The 15,594-nt window shown below is 64.4% G+C and carries 13 protein-coding genes; 8 read left to right on the top strand and 5 right to left on the bottom strand.

Annotated features, from left to right (window positions below):
- The first annotated feature begins 149 nt into the window (after positions 1 to 149).
- Positions 150 to 1,961, top strand: coding sequence for an acyl-CoA dehydrogenase C-terminal domain-containing protein (locus ACUY1T_RS10495; RefSeq protein ID WP_446022540.1), 1,812 nt, complete (start codon positions 150 to 152; stop codon positions 1,959 to 1,961).
- Between the two features lie 116 nt (positions 1,962 to 2,077).
- On the opposite strand, the gene ACUY1T_RS10490 is transcribed toward ACUY1T_RS10495, so the two are convergent.
- Entirely contained in the window at positions 2,078 to 3,091 is a 1,014-nt protein-coding gene (locus tag ACUY1T_RS10490; protein WP_446022538.1) for an alpha/beta hydrolase, read from the bottom strand.
- The gene (locus ACUY1T_RS10485) at positions 3,088 to 3,390 is read right to left on the bottom strand and encodes a winged helix-turn-helix domain-containing protein (RefSeq protein WP_446022536.1); all 303 of its coding nucleotides are present in this window, start codon (positions 3,388 to 3,390) and stop codon (positions 3,088 to 3,090) included. The genes ACUY1T_RS10490 and ACUY1T_RS10485 overlap by 4 nt, the downstream gene beginning before the upstream one ends.
- A 176-nt stretch (positions 3,391 to 3,566) precedes the next feature.
- Between ACUY1T_RS10485 and ACUY1T_RS10480 the strand changes: the two genes are divergently transcribed.
- The 3 genes from ACUY1T_RS10480 to ACUY1T_RS10470 are packed head-to-tail and all read left to right on the top strand — an operon-like array spanning position 3,567 to position 7,228.
- The gene (locus ACUY1T_RS10480; RefSeq protein WP_446022534.1) at positions 3,567 to 3,833 is read left to right on the top strand and encodes a hypothetical protein; all 267 of its coding nucleotides are present in this window, start codon (positions 3,567 to 3,569) and stop codon (positions 3,831 to 3,833) included.
- A 15-nt stretch (positions 3,834 to 3,848) separates the two neighbouring features.
- Positions 3,849 to 5,153, top strand: coding sequence for an ATP-grasp domain-containing protein (locus ACUY1T_RS10475; RefSeq protein ID WP_446022532.1), 1,305 nt, complete (start codon positions 3,849 to 3,851; stop codon positions 5,151 to 5,153).
- Between the two features lie 50 nt (positions 5,154 to 5,203).
- The gene (locus tag ACUY1T_RS10470; protein ID WP_446022531.1) at positions 5,204 to 7,228 is read left to right on the top strand and encodes a CocE/NonD family hydrolase; all 2,025 of its coding nucleotides are present in this window, start codon (positions 5,204 to 5,206) and stop codon (positions 7,226 to 7,228) included.
- A 17-nt stretch (positions 7,229 to 7,245) separates the two neighbouring features.
- Here the strand turns inward: ACUY1T_RS10470 and ACUY1T_RS10465 are convergent, their stop codons facing one another.
- Complete coding sequence (locus ACUY1T_RS10465; protein ID WP_446022529.1) at positions 7,246 to 7,674, bottom strand: DUF721 domain-containing protein; 429 nt, start codon at positions 7,672 to 7,674, stop codon at positions 7,246 to 7,248.
- 96 nt (positions 7,675 to 7,770) lie between these two features.
- On the opposite strand from ACUY1T_RS10465, the gene ACUY1T_RS10460 reads away from it, so the two are divergent.
- The 4 genes from ACUY1T_RS10460 (at position 7,771) to ACUY1T_RS10445 (ending at position 13,309) form a co-directional block, all read left to right on the top strand.
- Positions 7,771 to 8,163, top strand: a complete 393-nt coding sequence (locus ACUY1T_RS10460) for a hypothetical protein (protein WP_446022527.1) — start codon at positions 7,771 to 7,773, stop codon at positions 8,161 to 8,163.
- Between the two features lie 64 nt (positions 8,164 to 8,227).
- Positions 8,228 to 10,966: a preprotein translocase subunit SecA gene (secA, locus tag ACUY1T_RS10455; protein ID WP_446022525.1), complete on the top strand. Its 2,739-nt coding sequence runs from the start codon at positions 8,228 to 8,230 to the stop codon at positions 10,964 to 10,966.
- A gap of 60 nt (positions 10,967 to 11,026) precedes the next feature.
- Positions 11,027 to 12,256 (top strand): bifunctional glutamate N-acetyltransferase/amino-acid acetyltransferase ArgJ, encoded by a 1,230-nt coding sequence (gene argJ, locus ACUY1T_RS10450; protein WP_446022523.1) that lies wholly within the window; start codon positions 11,027 to 11,029, stop codon positions 12,254 to 12,256.
- Positions 12,257 to 12,349: 93 nt separating this feature from the next.
- Positions 12,350 to 13,309, top strand: a complete 960-nt coding sequence (locus ACUY1T_RS10445; RefSeq protein WP_446022521.1) for a Nudix family hydrolase — start codon at positions 12,350 to 12,352, stop codon at positions 13,307 to 13,309.
- Positions 13,310 to 13,568: 259 nt separating this feature from the next.
- On the opposite strand, the gene ACUY1T_RS10440 is transcribed toward ACUY1T_RS10445, so the two are convergent.
- Complete coding sequence (locus tag ACUY1T_RS10440) at positions 13,569 to 14,471, bottom strand: carbon-nitrogen hydrolase (RefSeq protein ID WP_446022519.1); 903 nt, start codon at positions 14,469 to 14,471, stop codon at positions 13,569 to 13,571.
- Entirely contained in the window at positions 14,468 to 15,529 is a 1,062-nt protein-coding gene (locus ACUY1T_RS10435; RefSeq protein ID WP_446022518.1) for an agmatine deiminase family protein, read from the bottom strand. The genes ACUY1T_RS10440 and ACUY1T_RS10435 overlap by 4 nt, the downstream gene beginning before the upstream one ends.
- Positions 15,530 to 15,594: the final 65 nt, after the last annotated feature.

The following is a 15,594-nucleotide window of genomic DNA, read 5'->3' as shown; positions in this document are numbered from 1 at the left end:
CGAGCTAAGCCACACAAGAATTAAAACGGGCGCTTGACTCCAAGCCTTCAGCGAGCTAGTTTCAAACACATGTTTGAAAGCGGCTGTCGCTGCTTTCTCGCGCCCGACTTCAGGCGACCCTTAATGGCGACCTTCTGTGGAGAGTAGAGATGCCCGACTATCAGGCCCCCCTGCGCGACCTTCGCTTCGTGATGGACGAGATGCTGGACTATCCCGCTCACTACGCCCGCCTGCCGGGCGGTGAAGAGGCCACGCCCGACGTGGTGGCCGCCATCCTCGAGGAGGGCGCCCGCTTCGCTCGCGAGGTGCTGCTGCCGCTCAACCAGAGCGGCGATCAGGAGGGGTGCCTGCTGGAAGGCGGCGAAGTGAAGGCGCCCAAGGGCTTCAGGGAGGCCTACCAGCAGTTCGTCGAGGGCGGCTGGCCGAGCCTCGCCGCCGATCCGGTTCACGGCGGGCAGGGGCTGCCCCATTCGCTGGCCATGGCGCTCAACGAGATGATCTGCTCTACCAACCTGGCCTGGGGGATGTATCCCGGCCTGTCCCATGGCGCTGCCGATGCCCTGCGCCACCATGGCACCGAGGAGCAGCAGGCCACCTATCTCACCAAGCTGGTTGAAGGCGTGTGGACCGGCACCATGTGCCTGACCGAACCGCACTGCGGCACCGACCTGGGCCTGATCAAGACCCGTGCGGTGCCCACCGTCGACGGCGCCTATGAGATCACCGGCACCAAGATCTTCATCTCGGCCGGCGAGCACGATCTGGCCGAGAACATCGTTCATCTGGTGCTGGCCAAGCTGCCGGACGCGCCGGAAGGCTCCAAGGGCATCTCGCTGTTCGTGGTGCCCAAGTTCCTGCCCGACGCCGAAGGAAACCCCGGCGAGCGCAACGGCGTGGCCTGCGGTTCCCTCGAGCACAAGATGGGTATCCACGGCAATGCCACCTGCGTGATGAACTTCGATGCTGCCCGCGGTTACCTCGTTGGCCCGCCCAACAAGGGGCTGGCCTGCATGTTCACCATGATGAACGCCGCGCGCCTGGGCGTAGGCATCCAGGGCCTGGGGCTGACCGAGGCGAGCTTCCAGAACGCGCTGGCCTATGCCCGCGACCGTCTGCAGATGCGTGCCCTTTCCGGCCCCCAGGCGCCCGAGAAGCCGGCCGACCCGATCATCGTGCATCCCGACGTGCGGCGCATGCTGCTGACCCAGAAGGCCTTTGCCGAGGGCGGTCGGATGCTGGTGCTCTACACCGCGCAGATGCTCGATATCGTCGAGCATGGCCAGGACGCCGCCGAGCGTGAGCATGCCGAGACCCTGCTGAGCCTGCTGACCCCGATCGTCAAGGCGTTCCTCACCGAGGTAGGCTTCGAAGCCACCAACGAGGGCGTGCAGGTCTTCGGTGGGCATGGCTTCATCCAGGAGTGGGGCATGGAGCAGCTTGTGCGCGACTCCCGCATCACGCGCCTCTATGAAGGTACCACTGGCATCCAGGCCCTCGACCTGCTGGGCCGCAAAGTATTGATGAGCCAGGGCGAGAGCCTCAAGGTCTTCACCAAGGAAATTCATAAGTTCTGCAAGGCCGAGGAGGGTAACGCCGAGCTTGCCGAGTTCGTCGCACCGCTGGCCAAGCTCAACGCCGAGTGGGGTGAGCTGACCATGGGCATCGGCATGAAGGCGATGAACGACCGTGAGGAAGTGGGGGCGGCCAGCGTGGACTACCTGATGTACTCCGGCTATGTGACGCTCGCCTATCTTTTCGCCAAGGCAGCCAAGCAGGCCCAGCAAGCGCTGGCGGCAGGCAGTGACGAAGCGACCTTCTACGAGGCCAAGGTCAAGACGGCGCGCTTCTACTTCCAGCGCCTGCTGCCGCGTACCCTGGCCCATGCGCAGTGCGTTCAGGCCGGCGCCGAGCCGCTGATGGCGCTGTCGCCGGAGGAGTTCGGCCTCGGTTTCGAAATCTGAGCGCACCAGGCATCTCTCTCTCGATCAGGGCGACTGATCGGTGTCTTGCGGCGGGCATTGCCCGCCGTTTTTTATTTCAGCCATACCGGTTGCACAGCCTCGGGCAATCGCTCGAGTCATCGATCGCAGTGTCTTGCCAGCGGAATCTCGCGTGCCATCTCGAAACCGGAGGGTAACTCGGCGGTAGGGTCGCGTAGCCAGGCCACCAGATCCTGCTCGGTGCGCTCGCGCTGGCTGTAGCGGGTGAGCATGTGATAGCCGTCGGGGTAGAACGCCAGGCGGATGGCCTCGTCGTCCGGCAGGCGCTCCAGCAGGGTGCAGTAGGCTTCCTTGGGAATGACCTGATCCTCGTCGCCGTAGAGCACCAGGGCGGGCGGGGAAAGCTCTTCTGCAGCCTCGAGCGCCAGCCCCATGGCACGGGTCAGGCCATCCAGGGTGTCGATCCGGGCGCTGCGCAGGATCAAGGGATCGCTGGCCAGTTGGCGCTTGATCTCTGGATCGTCGGTCGGCTCGATCCCAAGTCGACGGGTGGTGCGTACCGAGAAGGTGGCCTGGGGCATCAGGCGTACGCCGAGCCACAGCCCGAGCCGCTGATACCAGGGCATTGTCTGTTTGCCCCACACCGCGGGGGATATCAGCACGCTACCGTCCACCGGAGGCGGTTCGTCGGCGGTCATGGCGAGTAGGGCCACTGCGGCACCCATGCTCTTGCCGATGAGATAGAGCGGAGTGTCGGGGTGACGCTCGCGCAGCAGCCCGGTGAGCAGGATGACGTCGTCACGCAGCCGCTCGTGGCCGGGCCATAGCCGACGCTGGTTGGTGGTGCCGAAGCCGCGCTGGTCATGGGCGTAGACCTCGATGCCGTGTTCGGTAAGGGCCTGGGCCACGATCTCGAAGCTGCCGGCATGGTCATTGAAGCCGTGTACTGCCAATACCACGACCTCGGTGCCGTCAGTGGCGGGCCAGTGACGCAGTGGCAGGCGATAGCCGTCGTCGGCAATGACCTGGTAAGCCGTTAACTGGGGCACGCTGTCGATAGGCCCCGGCGTTTGCAGCACCGGGCCGGCGCAGCCGGCCAGCAAGGGCGCCAGTGCTGCCAATAACCGCAGGGCCCAGCCACGCCGCATCATGTCGGCTCAGGATAATCCAGTGCGCAACGGAGATGCTCGGCGTGCTGTGCGACCCACGTCCGGTTTATGGGTCCCCAGTCGAGTATTTCATATCGCCCGTTATTGTGACGCTCGCCTGGGACGGGGCGGAACTCGCAGCATACGTCCAGTTCCTCGAGCGCCTTGAGCGTGTCCTGGGCGGTACGCCGGGGCATGCCGGTGGCCGCGACGATCGCTGGTACGCTGGCGATGCCGCATTCGATCAGGTGGGCGAGATAGAGACGACGATAGAAACTGGACTGGGTCTTGCTGAGCGCCATGGATTTCCCGCATGTCGGTGAAGGGACAGTGTTGCTCGTTAGCATAGCGCTGGAGGATGGCTTCTCTCCAGCCGTGGTGGGGGATGTCGTAGCCGGCGGTGATCTCCTACAGTGAAGGGAAACCGGGAAGCTCATGCTTCGCCGGAACGTACCGGTTCCAGTTCAGGGAGGAGGCCATGACCGTCAAGCAGGTAGACGAAGCGGAGCTGCTGGCTCAGGTGGGGCGCTGCATGTTCGGCGAGCGCTTGGTGATCGAACACGAAGGCAAGCGCTTCTCGGCGCGTGTACAGCATGTGGGTGCCACGGGCGTGAAGGTCGTCCCCGAAACGACACTGCTGGAAAACGAGGGAGCGCCCGGCGACATCAACGGTGTCACCGTCTCCTTTGGCGATATCAAGGAAGTCGAGGTGGATGGCATCACCTATCAGCTACAGAAGACATGACGGCAAGGAGGCGAAATGAGCTGGAACATCTTCGTCATCGGCTACGATGATCTGGGCCGTTATCTGCTGTCGAAGCTGAATCGGGCACAGGACTATGAGTTCCACGGACTGCTGTCGCTACAAGAGGTCGTACACGCAGAGGAATACCCCTTCGATCGCCTGGTATCGGATGCGCTGAAGGAGCTGGAGGAGTTCTCCGGCAAGGTCGATGCCATCGTCGGCTACTGGGATTTTCCGACCAGCGCGCTTGTCCCGGTACTGCGCAGCAGGCTCGGGTTGCCAGGGCCCAGTCTCGAAGCCGTGCTGACCTGTGAGCACAAGTACTGGAGTCGTGTCGAGCAGCGTCGAATCATGTCGGAGTGCGTACCGTCCTTCCAGGCCATCGATCCGTTCGACGACAGCGCGCCTGACAAGCTCGAGATCGACTTCCCTTTCTGGATCAAGCCGATCAAGGCGCACTCCTCACACCTCGGCTTCCTCATTGAATCTAAAGAGCAGCTACGCGAGACCCTACCTAGAATTCGCCGCGGAATCGGTCGCTTCGGCAAGCCGTTCGACGATGTCTGCGCCCATGCCGACCTTCCCGAGGAGGTGGCTGCCGTCACCGGCCACCACTGTATAGCCGAGTCGATCATTTCGGCTGGGCAGCAATGCACGCTGGAAGGCTACGTTCAGAATGGCGAGGTCCAGTTGACCGGTAGCGGCATGATCGACAGCGTGCGCGACGAGAAACACCGCTCGGTACTGCTGCGCTACGAGTATCCCTCGCGACTACCCGAGGCGGTCCAGAAGCGCATGGCGGAGTATGCGCGCCGTTTCATGCGCCATATAGTTTTCGACAATGGCCCCTTCAACATCGAGTTCTACTATGAGGAGAAGAGTGGCCGCATCTGGGTGCTGGAGGTCAATCCTCGCCTTTCTCGTTCGCATGCCGCCATCTATGGATTGGTCGACGGCACGCCGCATTTCCAGGTCATGGTCGACACCGCGCTTGGCATCGAGCCGCGCATGCCCAAGCGCCAGGGACGCTACCCGGTGGCCGCCAAGCAGATGTTGCGTATATTCGAGGATGGCATGGTGCACCGCATCCCGACGCGGGACGAGATCGCCAGGGTAGAAGCTACCTTTCCCGGCGCCAAGGTGGAACTCAACGTGGAGGAGGGCATGCGTCTCGCGGACCTCCAAAATCAGGACTCTTTCTCCTTTGAGCTAGGCGTGCTCTTCATCGGGGGTGAATCGCACGAGGACCTGGTGTCACGCATCGAGCGCTGTCGCGACATGCTGCCCTTCGAGATCGAACCGCTTTCCGCCGGAGCGTGAATGCCGATCGAAGCTGCCGGTTAGAGCCAATGCCAGCAGGAAGAGTCGATATGAGAGTCGTCAGCGATTTTCCTCATCGAGTGGAGCGCCGGGATTCTGTGTGGATTCCGATGCCGGATGGCGTGCGCCTCAATGGGCGTCTTTGGTTACCCGAGTCGGCCCGGGAGCAGCCCGTTCCCGCCATTCTCGAATACATTCCTTATCGGTTGCGCGATGGCTCCGCCCGACGCGACGCCATGCACCACCATTATTTTGCCGGACATGGCTATGCCTCGCTGCGTGTCGACCTGCGCGGTAGCGGCGATTCCGAGGGTGTGCTCGAGGACGAGTACCTGGAGCGGGAGCTGGAGGACGGCGAGGCCGTGCTGCACTGGATAGCCGAGCAACCCTGGTGCGATGGCAATGTCGGTATGATCGGCATTTCCTGGGGCGGGTTTAATGGCCTGCAGCTTGCTGCGCGCCGCCCTCCCGAACTCAAGGCAGTGGTCAGCGTCTGTTCCACAGATGACCGCTACAGCGATGACGTGCACTACATGGGCGGCTGTCTGCTGGGTGACAACCTCTCCTGGGCATCCACCATGTTCGCCTACAATTCCCTGCCGCCCGATCCGCAGATCGTAGGGCAACAGTGGCGACGCATGTGGCACCAGCGCCTGGAGGGTAGCGGGCTGTGGCTTGCCAAGTGGCTCGAGCACCCCCATCGCGACGATTACTGGCAACACGGTTCGATCTGCGAGGACTTCTCTCGCGTCGAAGTGCCCATACTCGCAGCCAGTGGCTGGGCCGACGGCTACTCGAATGCGGTGAAGCGTCTCGTACGCCATCTACCTCACCTGTGCAAGGGCCTGATCGGACCTTGGAGCCACAAGTACCCTCATCTAGGCGAACCTGGGCCGGCCATCGGTTTCCTGCAGGAGTGCCTGCGCTGGTGGGGCCGCTGGCTCAAGGGGGAGGCTACCGGTGTCGAGCAGGATCCTGCCATTCGAGTGTGGATGCAGGACAGCATGCCCCCGACCACGAGCTACGGCCATCGTCCGGGGCGTTGGGTGGCCGAGCCGAGTTGGCCTTCGCCCAATGTCGTCGAAAGGGGCTTGCCATTGGCGGAAGGGCGGCTGTGTCTGGATGGCCAGCGGGAGCCCGCAGCGCGGCCGATGTCGGTGCAATCGCCTCTTACCTGCGGGCTTTTCGCCGGCAAGTGGTGCTCCTACGCGGCCGGCCCCGACCTCGCGCATGACCAGCGCGAGGAGGATGGCGGTGCCCTGACCTTCGATTCGCTGCCACTGGAAGAGACGATCGAGATCATGGGAGCCGTCGAGCTCGACCTCGAGTTCGCCGCCGATCGCCCTGTCGCCATGGTGGCGGTGCGGCTCTCCGATGTTGCGCCCGACGACAAAGCGACTCGCGTCACTTATGGATTGTTGAACCTGACACACCGCAACGGCCATGCGTCTCCCTCGCCGCTGGTGCCAGGTAGGCGCTATCGAGTCCGGGTGCAGCTCAACGACGTGGCCCAGGTCTTCCCTCGAGGGCATCGACTGCGGCTCTCGCTGTCGACTTCATACTGGCCGCTTGCCTGGCCACCACCCGAGCATGTTCGCCTGAGCATTTATCCGAACGATTGCACGCTCTATCTGCCGCTTCGCCAACCACGCGAGGCTGACGAGCAGTTGACGCCTTTTGATGAACCCGAGGTGGCGCCAACGATTACGGCGACGCTGATCGAGCCGGAACACCACAACTGGTACGTGCACCGCGATCTGGCAGAAGACGTCTCGACGCTGGAAGTCGTGAACGACAATGGCACGGTCAGGCTGGAGGATAGCAACCTGGAGGTGACCACGCGGGCCATCGAACGCTACAGCTCGCGGGACGACGATTTCGACTCGATCCGTGGCGAGACGTACTGGGAGCGAAAACTACGGCGCGGCGATTGGCAGGTGAGCACCGTGACCCGCACGGTACAACGCTCTGATCGGGATAACTTTCTGGTCCACGCCACCCTGGACGCCTACGAAGGCGAGCAGCGTGTCTTTTCGCATACCTGGGATTACACCGTTCCCCGGCGATTGGTATAGGGGCTAGGCATGGCGAGCTATTCCTTGCCTCGTTCGGCATGCGAGGCAAGCCGCTCCAGGGCGCGCTTGAGCCGCGGGTCGTCGACGTCGGCAGCGCAGGCGGAGATCTCGTCGGCGGCCGGTGCCGGTAGCGTTCGTACCTGGCGCAGCGGTACCTTGAGCGGGCGCACGGGGCGTACCTTGAGGCTGAAGCCGGTGACCGCGGCGAATTCGGGCAGACGGTGAAGCAGTTCGAGTAGCCGCGGCTGCTCATAGCGCAGCCAGGTCAGCCACACGGCACGGTCGGTGAGCAGGGTCAGCTTGCCGGCGCGAAAACCGCCGACGAAGAGATGCTCGCGCACCTCTTCCGGCAGGTGATCGCGCAGGTGCTGTTGAGCCTGTGCGATCAGCCTTGCCGTGCGCATCAGCGGCGCCAGTTCTCCCTTGCCGCCCAGCAGGCGAGACATGGGCTGTGCTCGTGAGCGCTTAACCTTTATACTCATGGGCTTGTTCTCGTCCGTACCAACACGCCAAGCCTAGCACGCTCGGAGACCATCGACAGCATGACCGCCGCCCAGCCACAGGATCGTAGCGCCGCCAGCCCATCGGCTGCGGTGATGCGCTGTCGACAGCGATCGCGCTGGTGGCTGGCAGGGCTGTTGGTGAGCTGCCTGTTGCCCGCCGGCTTGACCCAGGCGGAGACGCTACGCCTGGCCGAGCGAGTGGTGCAGACCTGCATCCTCGCCCCAACCCTGATGCGTGCCCGTTGTCGCTACGTGGCCCGCCGGCGTGCCCTGCCCCATTGGCCGCCTCGCCGGCCGACGTGCCCGGCGCGGCACACCGCTCCACCGCGCCCGGCGCCGCAACGCCGCTGGGTTGCCGCCCATGACGTGCAGACTCGCCGTGGCCCGCCGCACGCGTATCGCTCACTCGTTACCCTCGAATGCTGCCGGTGACGGCTGGCCTCCTGCCAGCCTTGCTTAGTGCCGGCTGACCGCGATACGCAGAAACGGACATTTCATGATCAATTCATTGTTACGCAAGGTCGTTGGCTCCAAGAACGACCGTGAAGTCAAGCGCATGCAGCGCCAAGTGGTGCAGATCAATGCGCTGGAACCGCAGTTCGAAGCGCTCGACGACGCCGCGCTCCAGGCGCGTACCGAGGAGTTCCGCGAGCGCCTGAAAGCTGGCGAGAGCCTCGATACACTGCTGCCAGAGGCCTTCGCTACGGTGCGCGAGGCCAGCAAGCGTGTCATGGGCATGCGCCACTTCGACGTGCAGATGGTCGGGGGCATGACCCTGCACCGCGGGCGCATCGCCGAGATGAAGACCGGCGAGGGCAAGACCCTGGTGGCGACTCTTGCGGTCTATCTCAATGCCTTGCCGGGCAACGGCGTTCATGTGGTGACGGTGAACGACTACCTGGCGCGGCGCGACGCCGAGTGGATGCGCCCGCTGTACGAATTCCTGGGGCTCACCGTGGGCACCATCTATGCCGGCCAGACCGCCGAAGAGAAGCGAGCCGCCTACACCTGCGACATCACCTACGGCACCAACAACGAGTACGGCTTCGACTACCTGCGCGACAACATGGCTTTCTCGCTGGAGGACAAGGTCCAGCGTGGCCTTAGCTTCGCCATCGTCGACGAGGTGGACTCGATCCTGATCGACGAGGCGCGTACGCCGCTGATCATCTCCGGCGCCGTGGATGAGAACACCGAGCTCTACAAGGTGGTGGACCGCCTGGCGGCTCACCTGGAGAAGGGCGAGGTCTCCGAGGATGACGACGCCCCGGTCAATGGCGATTTCCTGCTCGAGGAAAAGCACAAGCAGGTCGAGATCACCGAGGCCGGCCACAACAAGGTCGAGGAACTGATGCGCGCCGAAGGGCTGCTGGGCGAGGACGATTCGCTCTACGCTGCCCAGAACCTCAACTTGCTCCACCACATGCACTCGGCACTGCGTGCACGCCACCTCTACCACCGTGACGTCGACTACATCGTTGCCAACAACCAGGTGGTGATCGTCGACGAGCATACCGGCCGTACCATGCCGGGGCGGCGCTGGTCCGAGGGCTTGCACCAGGCGGTGGAGGCCAAGGAGGGCGTGCCGGTGCAGCGCGAGAGCCAGACGCTGGCATCAACCACTTTCCAGAACTACTTCCGCCTCTACGACAAACTGGCAGGTATGACCGGCACCGCCGATACCGAGGCCTTCGAGTTCCGTCAGATCTACGGCCTGGACGTGGTGGTCATCCCTACCAACCGTCCGCTGGTTCGCCGTGACCTCAACGACCTCGTCTACCTCACGGCGGAGGAGAAGTTCGAGGCCATCATCAACGACGTCAAGGCCGAGACCGAGGCCGGGCGCCCGGTGTTGGTGGGTACCGCGTCCATCGAAACCTCCGAATACCTGGCGGGGCTGATGAAGCAGGCTGGGCTCAGTTTCAACGTGCTCAACGCCAAGCAGCACCAGAGCGAGGCCGAGATCATTGCCCAGGCCGGGCGTCCCGGCGCCGTCACTATCGCTACCAACATGGCCGGCCGTGGTACCGACATCGTGCTGGGTGGCAATTGGGAGGCCGAGGCGGCCAAGCTGGAGAATCCCACTGCGGAGCAGATCGAGAAACTGCGCGAGGAGTGGCGGGTGCGTCACGACGCGGTGCTGGAGGCCGGTGGCCTGCACGTGATCGGCTCCGAACGCCATGAATCCCGCCGTATCGACAACCAGCTTCGCGGTCGTGCCGGCCGCCAGGGTGATCCCGGCTCGACGCGCTTCTTCCTCTCCATGGAAGACAGCCTGATGCGCCTGTTCGGCTCCGACCGCGTGCAGCGCATGATGAAGGCGCTGGGGCTCGAGCGCGGCGAGGCCATCGAGCACAAGATGGTCACCAATGCCGTGGAGCGCGCGCAGAAGAAGGTCGAGAGCCGCAACTTCGACATCCGTAAGCAACTGCTCGAATATGACGACGTGGCCAACGACCAGCGTCGTGTGATCTACGAGCAGCGCAACGAGATCCTGGCCGCTGAGGATGTCTCCGAAAACGTGCTGGGGATTCGCGACGAAGTGCTCGACCTCGCCGTCAGTGAGTTCGTGCCGCCGCAGAGCCTGCCGGAACAGTGGGACCTGGTCGGCTTGCAGGAGCACCTCAAGACCGAGTTCAACCTCGACGCCCCGGTGGTCGAGTGGTCCGAGGCGGACGAGCGGTTCCACGAGGAGCAACTGCGCGAGCGCCTGCACGAGATGCATCGCAAGATCTACCAGGAGAAGATCGACACGGCGGGTGCCGAGCTGATGCGCCGCTTCGAGAAGCAGATCATGCTGCAGGTGCTCGACACGCGCTGGAAGGAACACCTGCAGTCGATGGACCACTTGCGCCGTGGCATCCACCTTCGCGGCTATGCTCAGAAGAACCCCAAGCAGGAGTACAAGCGCGAGTCCTTCGAACTGTTCCAGACCCTGCTGACCAACATCAAGGCCGACATCACCCGGATCACCAGCCACGTGCAGGTGCGCCGGCCCGAGGAAGTCGACGAGCTCGAGCGTCAACGCCGCGAGGCGCTGGAGCGCGAGAAGTCGGCAGCTGCCAGCCGCCATGATGCCCCTGAACTCGATGGGGAAGGGGAGCCGATGTCCACTGCGGCGCCGGCAGCGGACGCTCGTCCGGTTCGTCGCGAAGGGCCCAAGGTGGGGCGTAACGACCCTTGCCCGTGTGGGTCGGGAAAGAAGTACAAGCAGTGCTGTGGCCAGCTGAGCTGATTGGAATGCCGGGTCCGCTCGGCACTTTGGTCGCCCTAACGTTTGAGGAGTGAATATTCCATGGCAGTGGGTGAGACGCGTTTTCCGGCCATGCCGGTTATCGAGGGGCTGCGCCTGGGTACCGCCATGGCTGGCATCAAGAAGCCCGGGCGGCGCGACCTGGTGGTGATAGAGATTCCCGAAGGTGCCCGGGTGGCGGGCAGTTTCACCCGCAATGCCTTCTGTGCCGCGCCCGTTACGGTGGCCAAGGAGAATCTGGCCGCCTGCCAGGCGCGTGGCGAGGGCGCTCGCCTGCTGGTGATCAATACCGGCAATGCCAATGCCGGTACCGGTGAGATCGGCCTGCGTGACGCCAGGGCGACCTGTGCGGAACTCGCCAGGCTCACCGGGGTGGCGGAAGACAGCGTGCTGCCATTCTCCACCGGTGTCATCGGTGAGCCGCTGCCCATGGAGCGACTGTTGGCTGGCCTGCCGACGGCGCTGGAGTCGCTGGGGGCGGACGGCGAGGCGTGGCAGCAGGCCGGCGAGGGCATTCTGACCACCGATACCCGTGCCAAGGGAGCCAGCGTGACCCTGGAGATGGGCGAACGAACGGTGACCATCAACGGTATCAGCAAGGGCTCGGGCATGATCAAGCCCAACATGGCTACCATGCTCGCCTTCGTGGCAACCGATGCTGCCATCGCACAGCCTCTGCTCGACTCGCTGCTGCGTGAGACGGTGGATCGCTCGTTCAACTGCATCACCGTGGATGGCGACACCTCGACCAACGACGCTTGCATGCTGATTGCCACCGGGCGTGGCGCCGAGGTGGCCAGCGACGATCAAATCGCCGTGTTCCGCAACGGCCTGCAGCGGGTCATGACCGAGTTGGCACAGGCGATCATTCGTGATGGCGAGGGCGCCACCAAGTTCGTCACGCTGCAGGTGTTGGAGGCAGCGAGCCGCGAGGAGGCGTTGGAAGTCGCCTTTACCGTGGCACATTCACCGCTGGTCAAGACGGCACTGTTCGCCTCCGACGCCAACTGGGGGCGCATCCTGGCAGCGGTGGGGCGCGCCCCGGTGAGTGATTTCGATGTCGAACGAGTGGTCATCGACCTGGGCGACGTGAGGCTGGTGGAGAGCGGTGGCCGGGCCGCCGGCTATACCGAGGAGCAGGGTAGCCGAGTGATGCGCGAAGAGGAGATCACCATCCGTATCGCGCTGGGGCGAGGCGAGGAGAGCGCCACGGTATGGACGTCGGACCTGTCCCACGATTACGTCAGCATCAACGCCGATTATCGCAGCTAGACTATCGCGGCTCGATAGGGCCGCGACGCAAGAACATCACCCCTGCGCCGCTCATGACGGCGTGGGACAAGCGGGTAGGAGTCAATGAACGTAATGGTGAAGAGAAGGGTGCACGTGGCGGCTGCCGCGATCATCAGTAGCGATGGCCAGAAGGCTCTGATTGCCCGTCGCCCCTCGAATGTCGATCACGGTGGCCTGTGGGAGTTCCCGGGGGGCAAGCTGGCGCCCTACGAGACTGGATTGGAAGGTCTCAAACGTGAACTCCACGAGGAACTCGGGGTGGAGATCAGGCGCGCTCAGCCGCTGATCCGCGTGCACCACGAGTATCCCGACAAGCATATTCTGCTCGATGTCTGGCAGGTGCATGAATTTAGCGGCGAACCGTTCGGGCGTGAAGGGCAGGCGGTACGCTGGGTGCCACTCGACGAGCTGGTCAACTACCCGTTCCCGGCGGCCAACCTGCCGATCCTGCAGGCCGTGATGCTGCCGACCGAATATCTGATCACCGAAGAAGAGGCCGACGAGGAAGTGTTCGACGCCTGCCTCGAGCGGGCGCTGGTGGAAGATCGCGTGCGGCTGGTGCAGCTGCGCGCCAAGTCGCTCGATGAGGCCGTCTACCTGGCGCGCGCCGAGAGGGCACTGGGTCTCTGCCGCCAGCACGGCGCGCGGCTGTTGCTCAATGGCGATCCCGCCTTGCTGGAGAAGGTCGATGCCGACGGTGTCCACCTCACCAGCGAGCGACTGATGAGTCTCGAGCGCCGACCCATCGCTGAAAACAAATGGCTGGCGGCATCGACCCACGATCGCAAGCAGCTCGACCAGGCGGCCCGCATCGGCTGCGACTTCGTCACCCTGTCACCGCTGCGCACCACCCCGTCGCATCCCGAGGTGGCACCGATGGGCTGGCACGATTTCCAGCAACTGGTGGAGCGCGCCGCCATGCCGGTGTTCGCGCTGGGTGGCATGACCCGCTTCGATGCCAACCACGCCCGTGCCGTGGGCGCCCAGGGCATCGCCTCGATTCGCGACTTCTGGAAGGCGCCGGAGGCCTGAGCTTCTAGCTATCTTGCTCGGAACGTGAGTCCGGAACGGCCGCGGAAACCGGCTAGCCGTGGGCCGTGCGGGCATGGCTCGCTTGCGCCAGACCGAAACCCCAATGCTTCACGAGCCGGGCGACGCGTCGGGGAAGAACAAGGTCCCTCTTGCTTCCCCTCGATCGACATCCCTGTCGATCGCCGCTGCCCGGCTCGTTTGCATCGGCGCTCTGGCTAAATCGCTCGCATGCCTCTCCCCGGCCACTACCCGCGATGCGTCAGTCTCTATACCGCCGGGTCAGGTCGCCATAGGCGTCGATGCGACGATCGCGGAGGTAGGGCCAGATGCGCCGTACGTCCTCGCCGCGGCTCATGTCGAGGGTCACCAGCAAACGCTCGGCCTTGGTGCCGCCATGGGCCAGCAGCTCGCCCTGGGGGCCGGCGACGAAGCTACCGCCCCAGAAGTCGATACCTTCGCCGACGCCTGAATGATCCGGCTCGTGGCCGACGCGATTGGCCACGATTACCGGCAGCCCGTTGGCCACCGCATGACTGCGCTGGATCAGCGTCCAGGCCTCCTTCTGGCGCGCCTTCTCGGCGGCATCGTCGGAGGGGCTCCAGCCGATGGCGGTGGGGTAGAGCAGCACTTCGGCTCCGGCCAGTGCCATCAGGCGCGCCGCTTCCGGGTACCACTGATCCCAGCACACCAATAGCCCCAGCCGACCCACCGAGGTGTCGATGGGCTGGAAGCCCTGCTTGCGGCTGTCGTCCTGGTCGCCCGGGGCGAAGTAGAACTTCTCGTAGAAGCCCGGGTCGTCGGGAATGTGCATCTTGCGGTAGACGCCCACCTGGCCGCGGTCGCGATCATAGACGATGGCGGTGTTGTGGTAGAGCCCCGGGGCGCGGCGCTCGAACAGCGAGCCCACCAGCACGATGCCGAGTTCGGCCGCCAGCGCGGCGAGGCGCTGGCCGGTGGGGCCGTCCAGCGGCTCGGCCAGGTCGAACAGCTCGGTCGCCTCGTATTGGCAGAAATAATGGGTGGCATGCAGCTCCTGGAGCAGCACCAGTTCGGCACCGGCAGCCGCCAGCTCGCGTACGCCGGCCTCGCTCTCGGCCAGGCTGCGGCTCTTGTCGGGCCAGGCGGGCTGTTGGACCAGGCCGACCTTGAGAGTGCGGGTCATGAGGTTTCTCCTTGCTGTGTAGCGACGTTCAGGCTGCCCCGGGGGAGCTGCATGGTCAGGCAGTGCAGGCTGCCGTGCTGGCGGATCACGCTCAGGCAGTCGATCGGCACGATGTCGCGGCCTGGAAAGGCCTCGGCCAGGGCGGCCAGCGCCCGGCTGTCGGCGGCATCGCCATAGACAGGCACCAATACCGCCGAGTTCACTATCAGGAAGTTGGCGTAAGTGGCCGGCAGGCGGTGGCCATCCACAGGGTCGAAGCAGGGCTGCGGCCAGGGCAGCGGCACCAGGCGATAGGGCTGGCCATCGGCGCGGCGCAGCGCCTCGAGTTCGGCTTCCATGGCGGCCAGGGCCGGGTAGTGCGGGTCGGTTTCATCGTCGCAGCGCACGTAGGCGATGGTCTGCGGATCGCAGAAGCGTGCCAGGGTATCCACGTGGCTGTCGGTGTCGTCGCCTTCCAGGTGGCCATTGGCCAGCCACAGTACCCGCTCGACGCCGAAATCGGCCTTCAGCAGCGCTTCCACTGCGGCACGGTCCAGTTCAGGATTGCGGTTGGGGTTGAGCAGGCAGGCTTCGGTGGTGAGCAGGGTGCCTGCGCCGTCGGTGTCGATGGCGCCGCCTTCGAGAATGATGTTCCTGCTCTCGACCGGGCAGTCGTAGACGCCGGCCTCGGCCAGGCATCGGGTCAGCCGGTTGTCGCGTCCGGCTTCGAACTTGCCGCCCCAGCCGGTGAAGACATAGTCGAGCAGCACGGGCCTGCCGTCGCGCTCGATGGCGATGGGGCCATGGTCGCGGGCCCAGGTATCGTCGGCCCCGGCCACGATCAGATGCAGACGCGAGACGGTAACCCCCAGGTTGGCGAAGCGCTGGGCAAGGTGAGCGCGAGTGGCAGCGTCGGGCACCGCAATCAACACGTGCTGATAGCGCGTGATGGCGACCACCATGGCTTCCATGGTGGCCTCGATGCGTTCGAGCATTGGTGCCCAGTCGCTGGTGGGGGTGGGCCAGGTGAGCTGGACGGCATCCTGGGGATGCCATTCGGGGAGTAGGCGATTGGCCATGAACGAAGCCTCTTGAGTCGCGTCTTAAGACGGTGCCGGATACCGAGTCGGCGCAATGTAGGCGT

Source organism: Billgrantia sp. Q4P2, assembly GCF_052806135.1.
The sequence above is the reverse complement of the archived record's forward strand: the minus strand, read 5'-3'. Positions and strand labels throughout refer to the sequence as shown.

Bases quoted from the DNA above. Each gene is read 5' to 3' on its own strand.
- ACUY1T_RS10495 (WP_446022540.1), top strand. From the start codon at position 150: ATGCCCGACTATCAGGCCCCCCTGCGCGACCTTCGCTTCGTGATGGAC.
- ACUY1T_RS10490 (WP_446022538.1), bottom strand. From the start codon at position 3,091: ATGATGCGGCGTGGCTGGGCCCTGCGGTTATTGGCAGCACTGGCGCCC.
- ACUY1T_RS10485 (WP_446022536.1), bottom strand. From the start codon at position 3,390: ATGGCGCTCAGCAAGACCCAGTCCAGTTTCTATCGTCGTCTCTATCTC.
- ACUY1T_RS10480 (WP_446022534.1), top strand. From the start codon at position 3,567: ATGACCGTCAAGCAGGTAGACGAAGCGGAGCTGCTGGCTCAGGTGGGG.
- ACUY1T_RS10475 (WP_446022532.1), top strand. From the start codon at position 3,849: ATGAGCTGGAACATCTTCGTCATCGGCTACGATGATCTGGGCCGTTAT.
- ACUY1T_RS10470 (WP_446022531.1), top strand. From the start codon at position 5,204: ATGAGAGTCGTCAGCGATTTTCCTCATCGAGTGGAGCGCCGGGATTCT.
- ACUY1T_RS10465 (WP_446022529.1), bottom strand. From the start codon at position 7,674: ATGTCTCGCCTGCTGGGCGGCAAGGGAGAACTGGCGCCGCTGATGCGC.
- ACUY1T_RS10460 (WP_446022527.1), top strand. From the start codon at position 7,771: ATGACCGCCGCCCAGCCACAGGATCGTAGCGCCGCCAGCCCATCGGCT.
- secA (WP_446022525.1), top strand. From the start codon at position 8,228: ATGATCAATTCATTGTTACGCAAGGTCGTTGGCTCCAAGAACGACCGT.
- argJ (WP_446022523.1), top strand. From the start codon at position 11,027: ATGGCAGTGGGTGAGACGCGTTTTCCGGCCATGCCGGTTATCGAGGGG.
- ACUY1T_RS10445 (WP_446022521.1), top strand. From the start codon at position 12,350: ATGGTGAAGAGAAGGGTGCACGTGGCGGCTGCCGCGATCATCAGTAGC.
- ACUY1T_RS10440 (WP_446022519.1), bottom strand. From the start codon at position 14,471: ATGACCCGCACTCTCAAGGTCGGCCTGGTCCAACAGCCCGCCTGGCCC.
- ACUY1T_RS10435 (WP_446022518.1), bottom strand. From the start codon at position 15,529: ATGGCCAATCGCCTACTCCCCGAATGGCATCCCCAGGATGCCGTCCAG.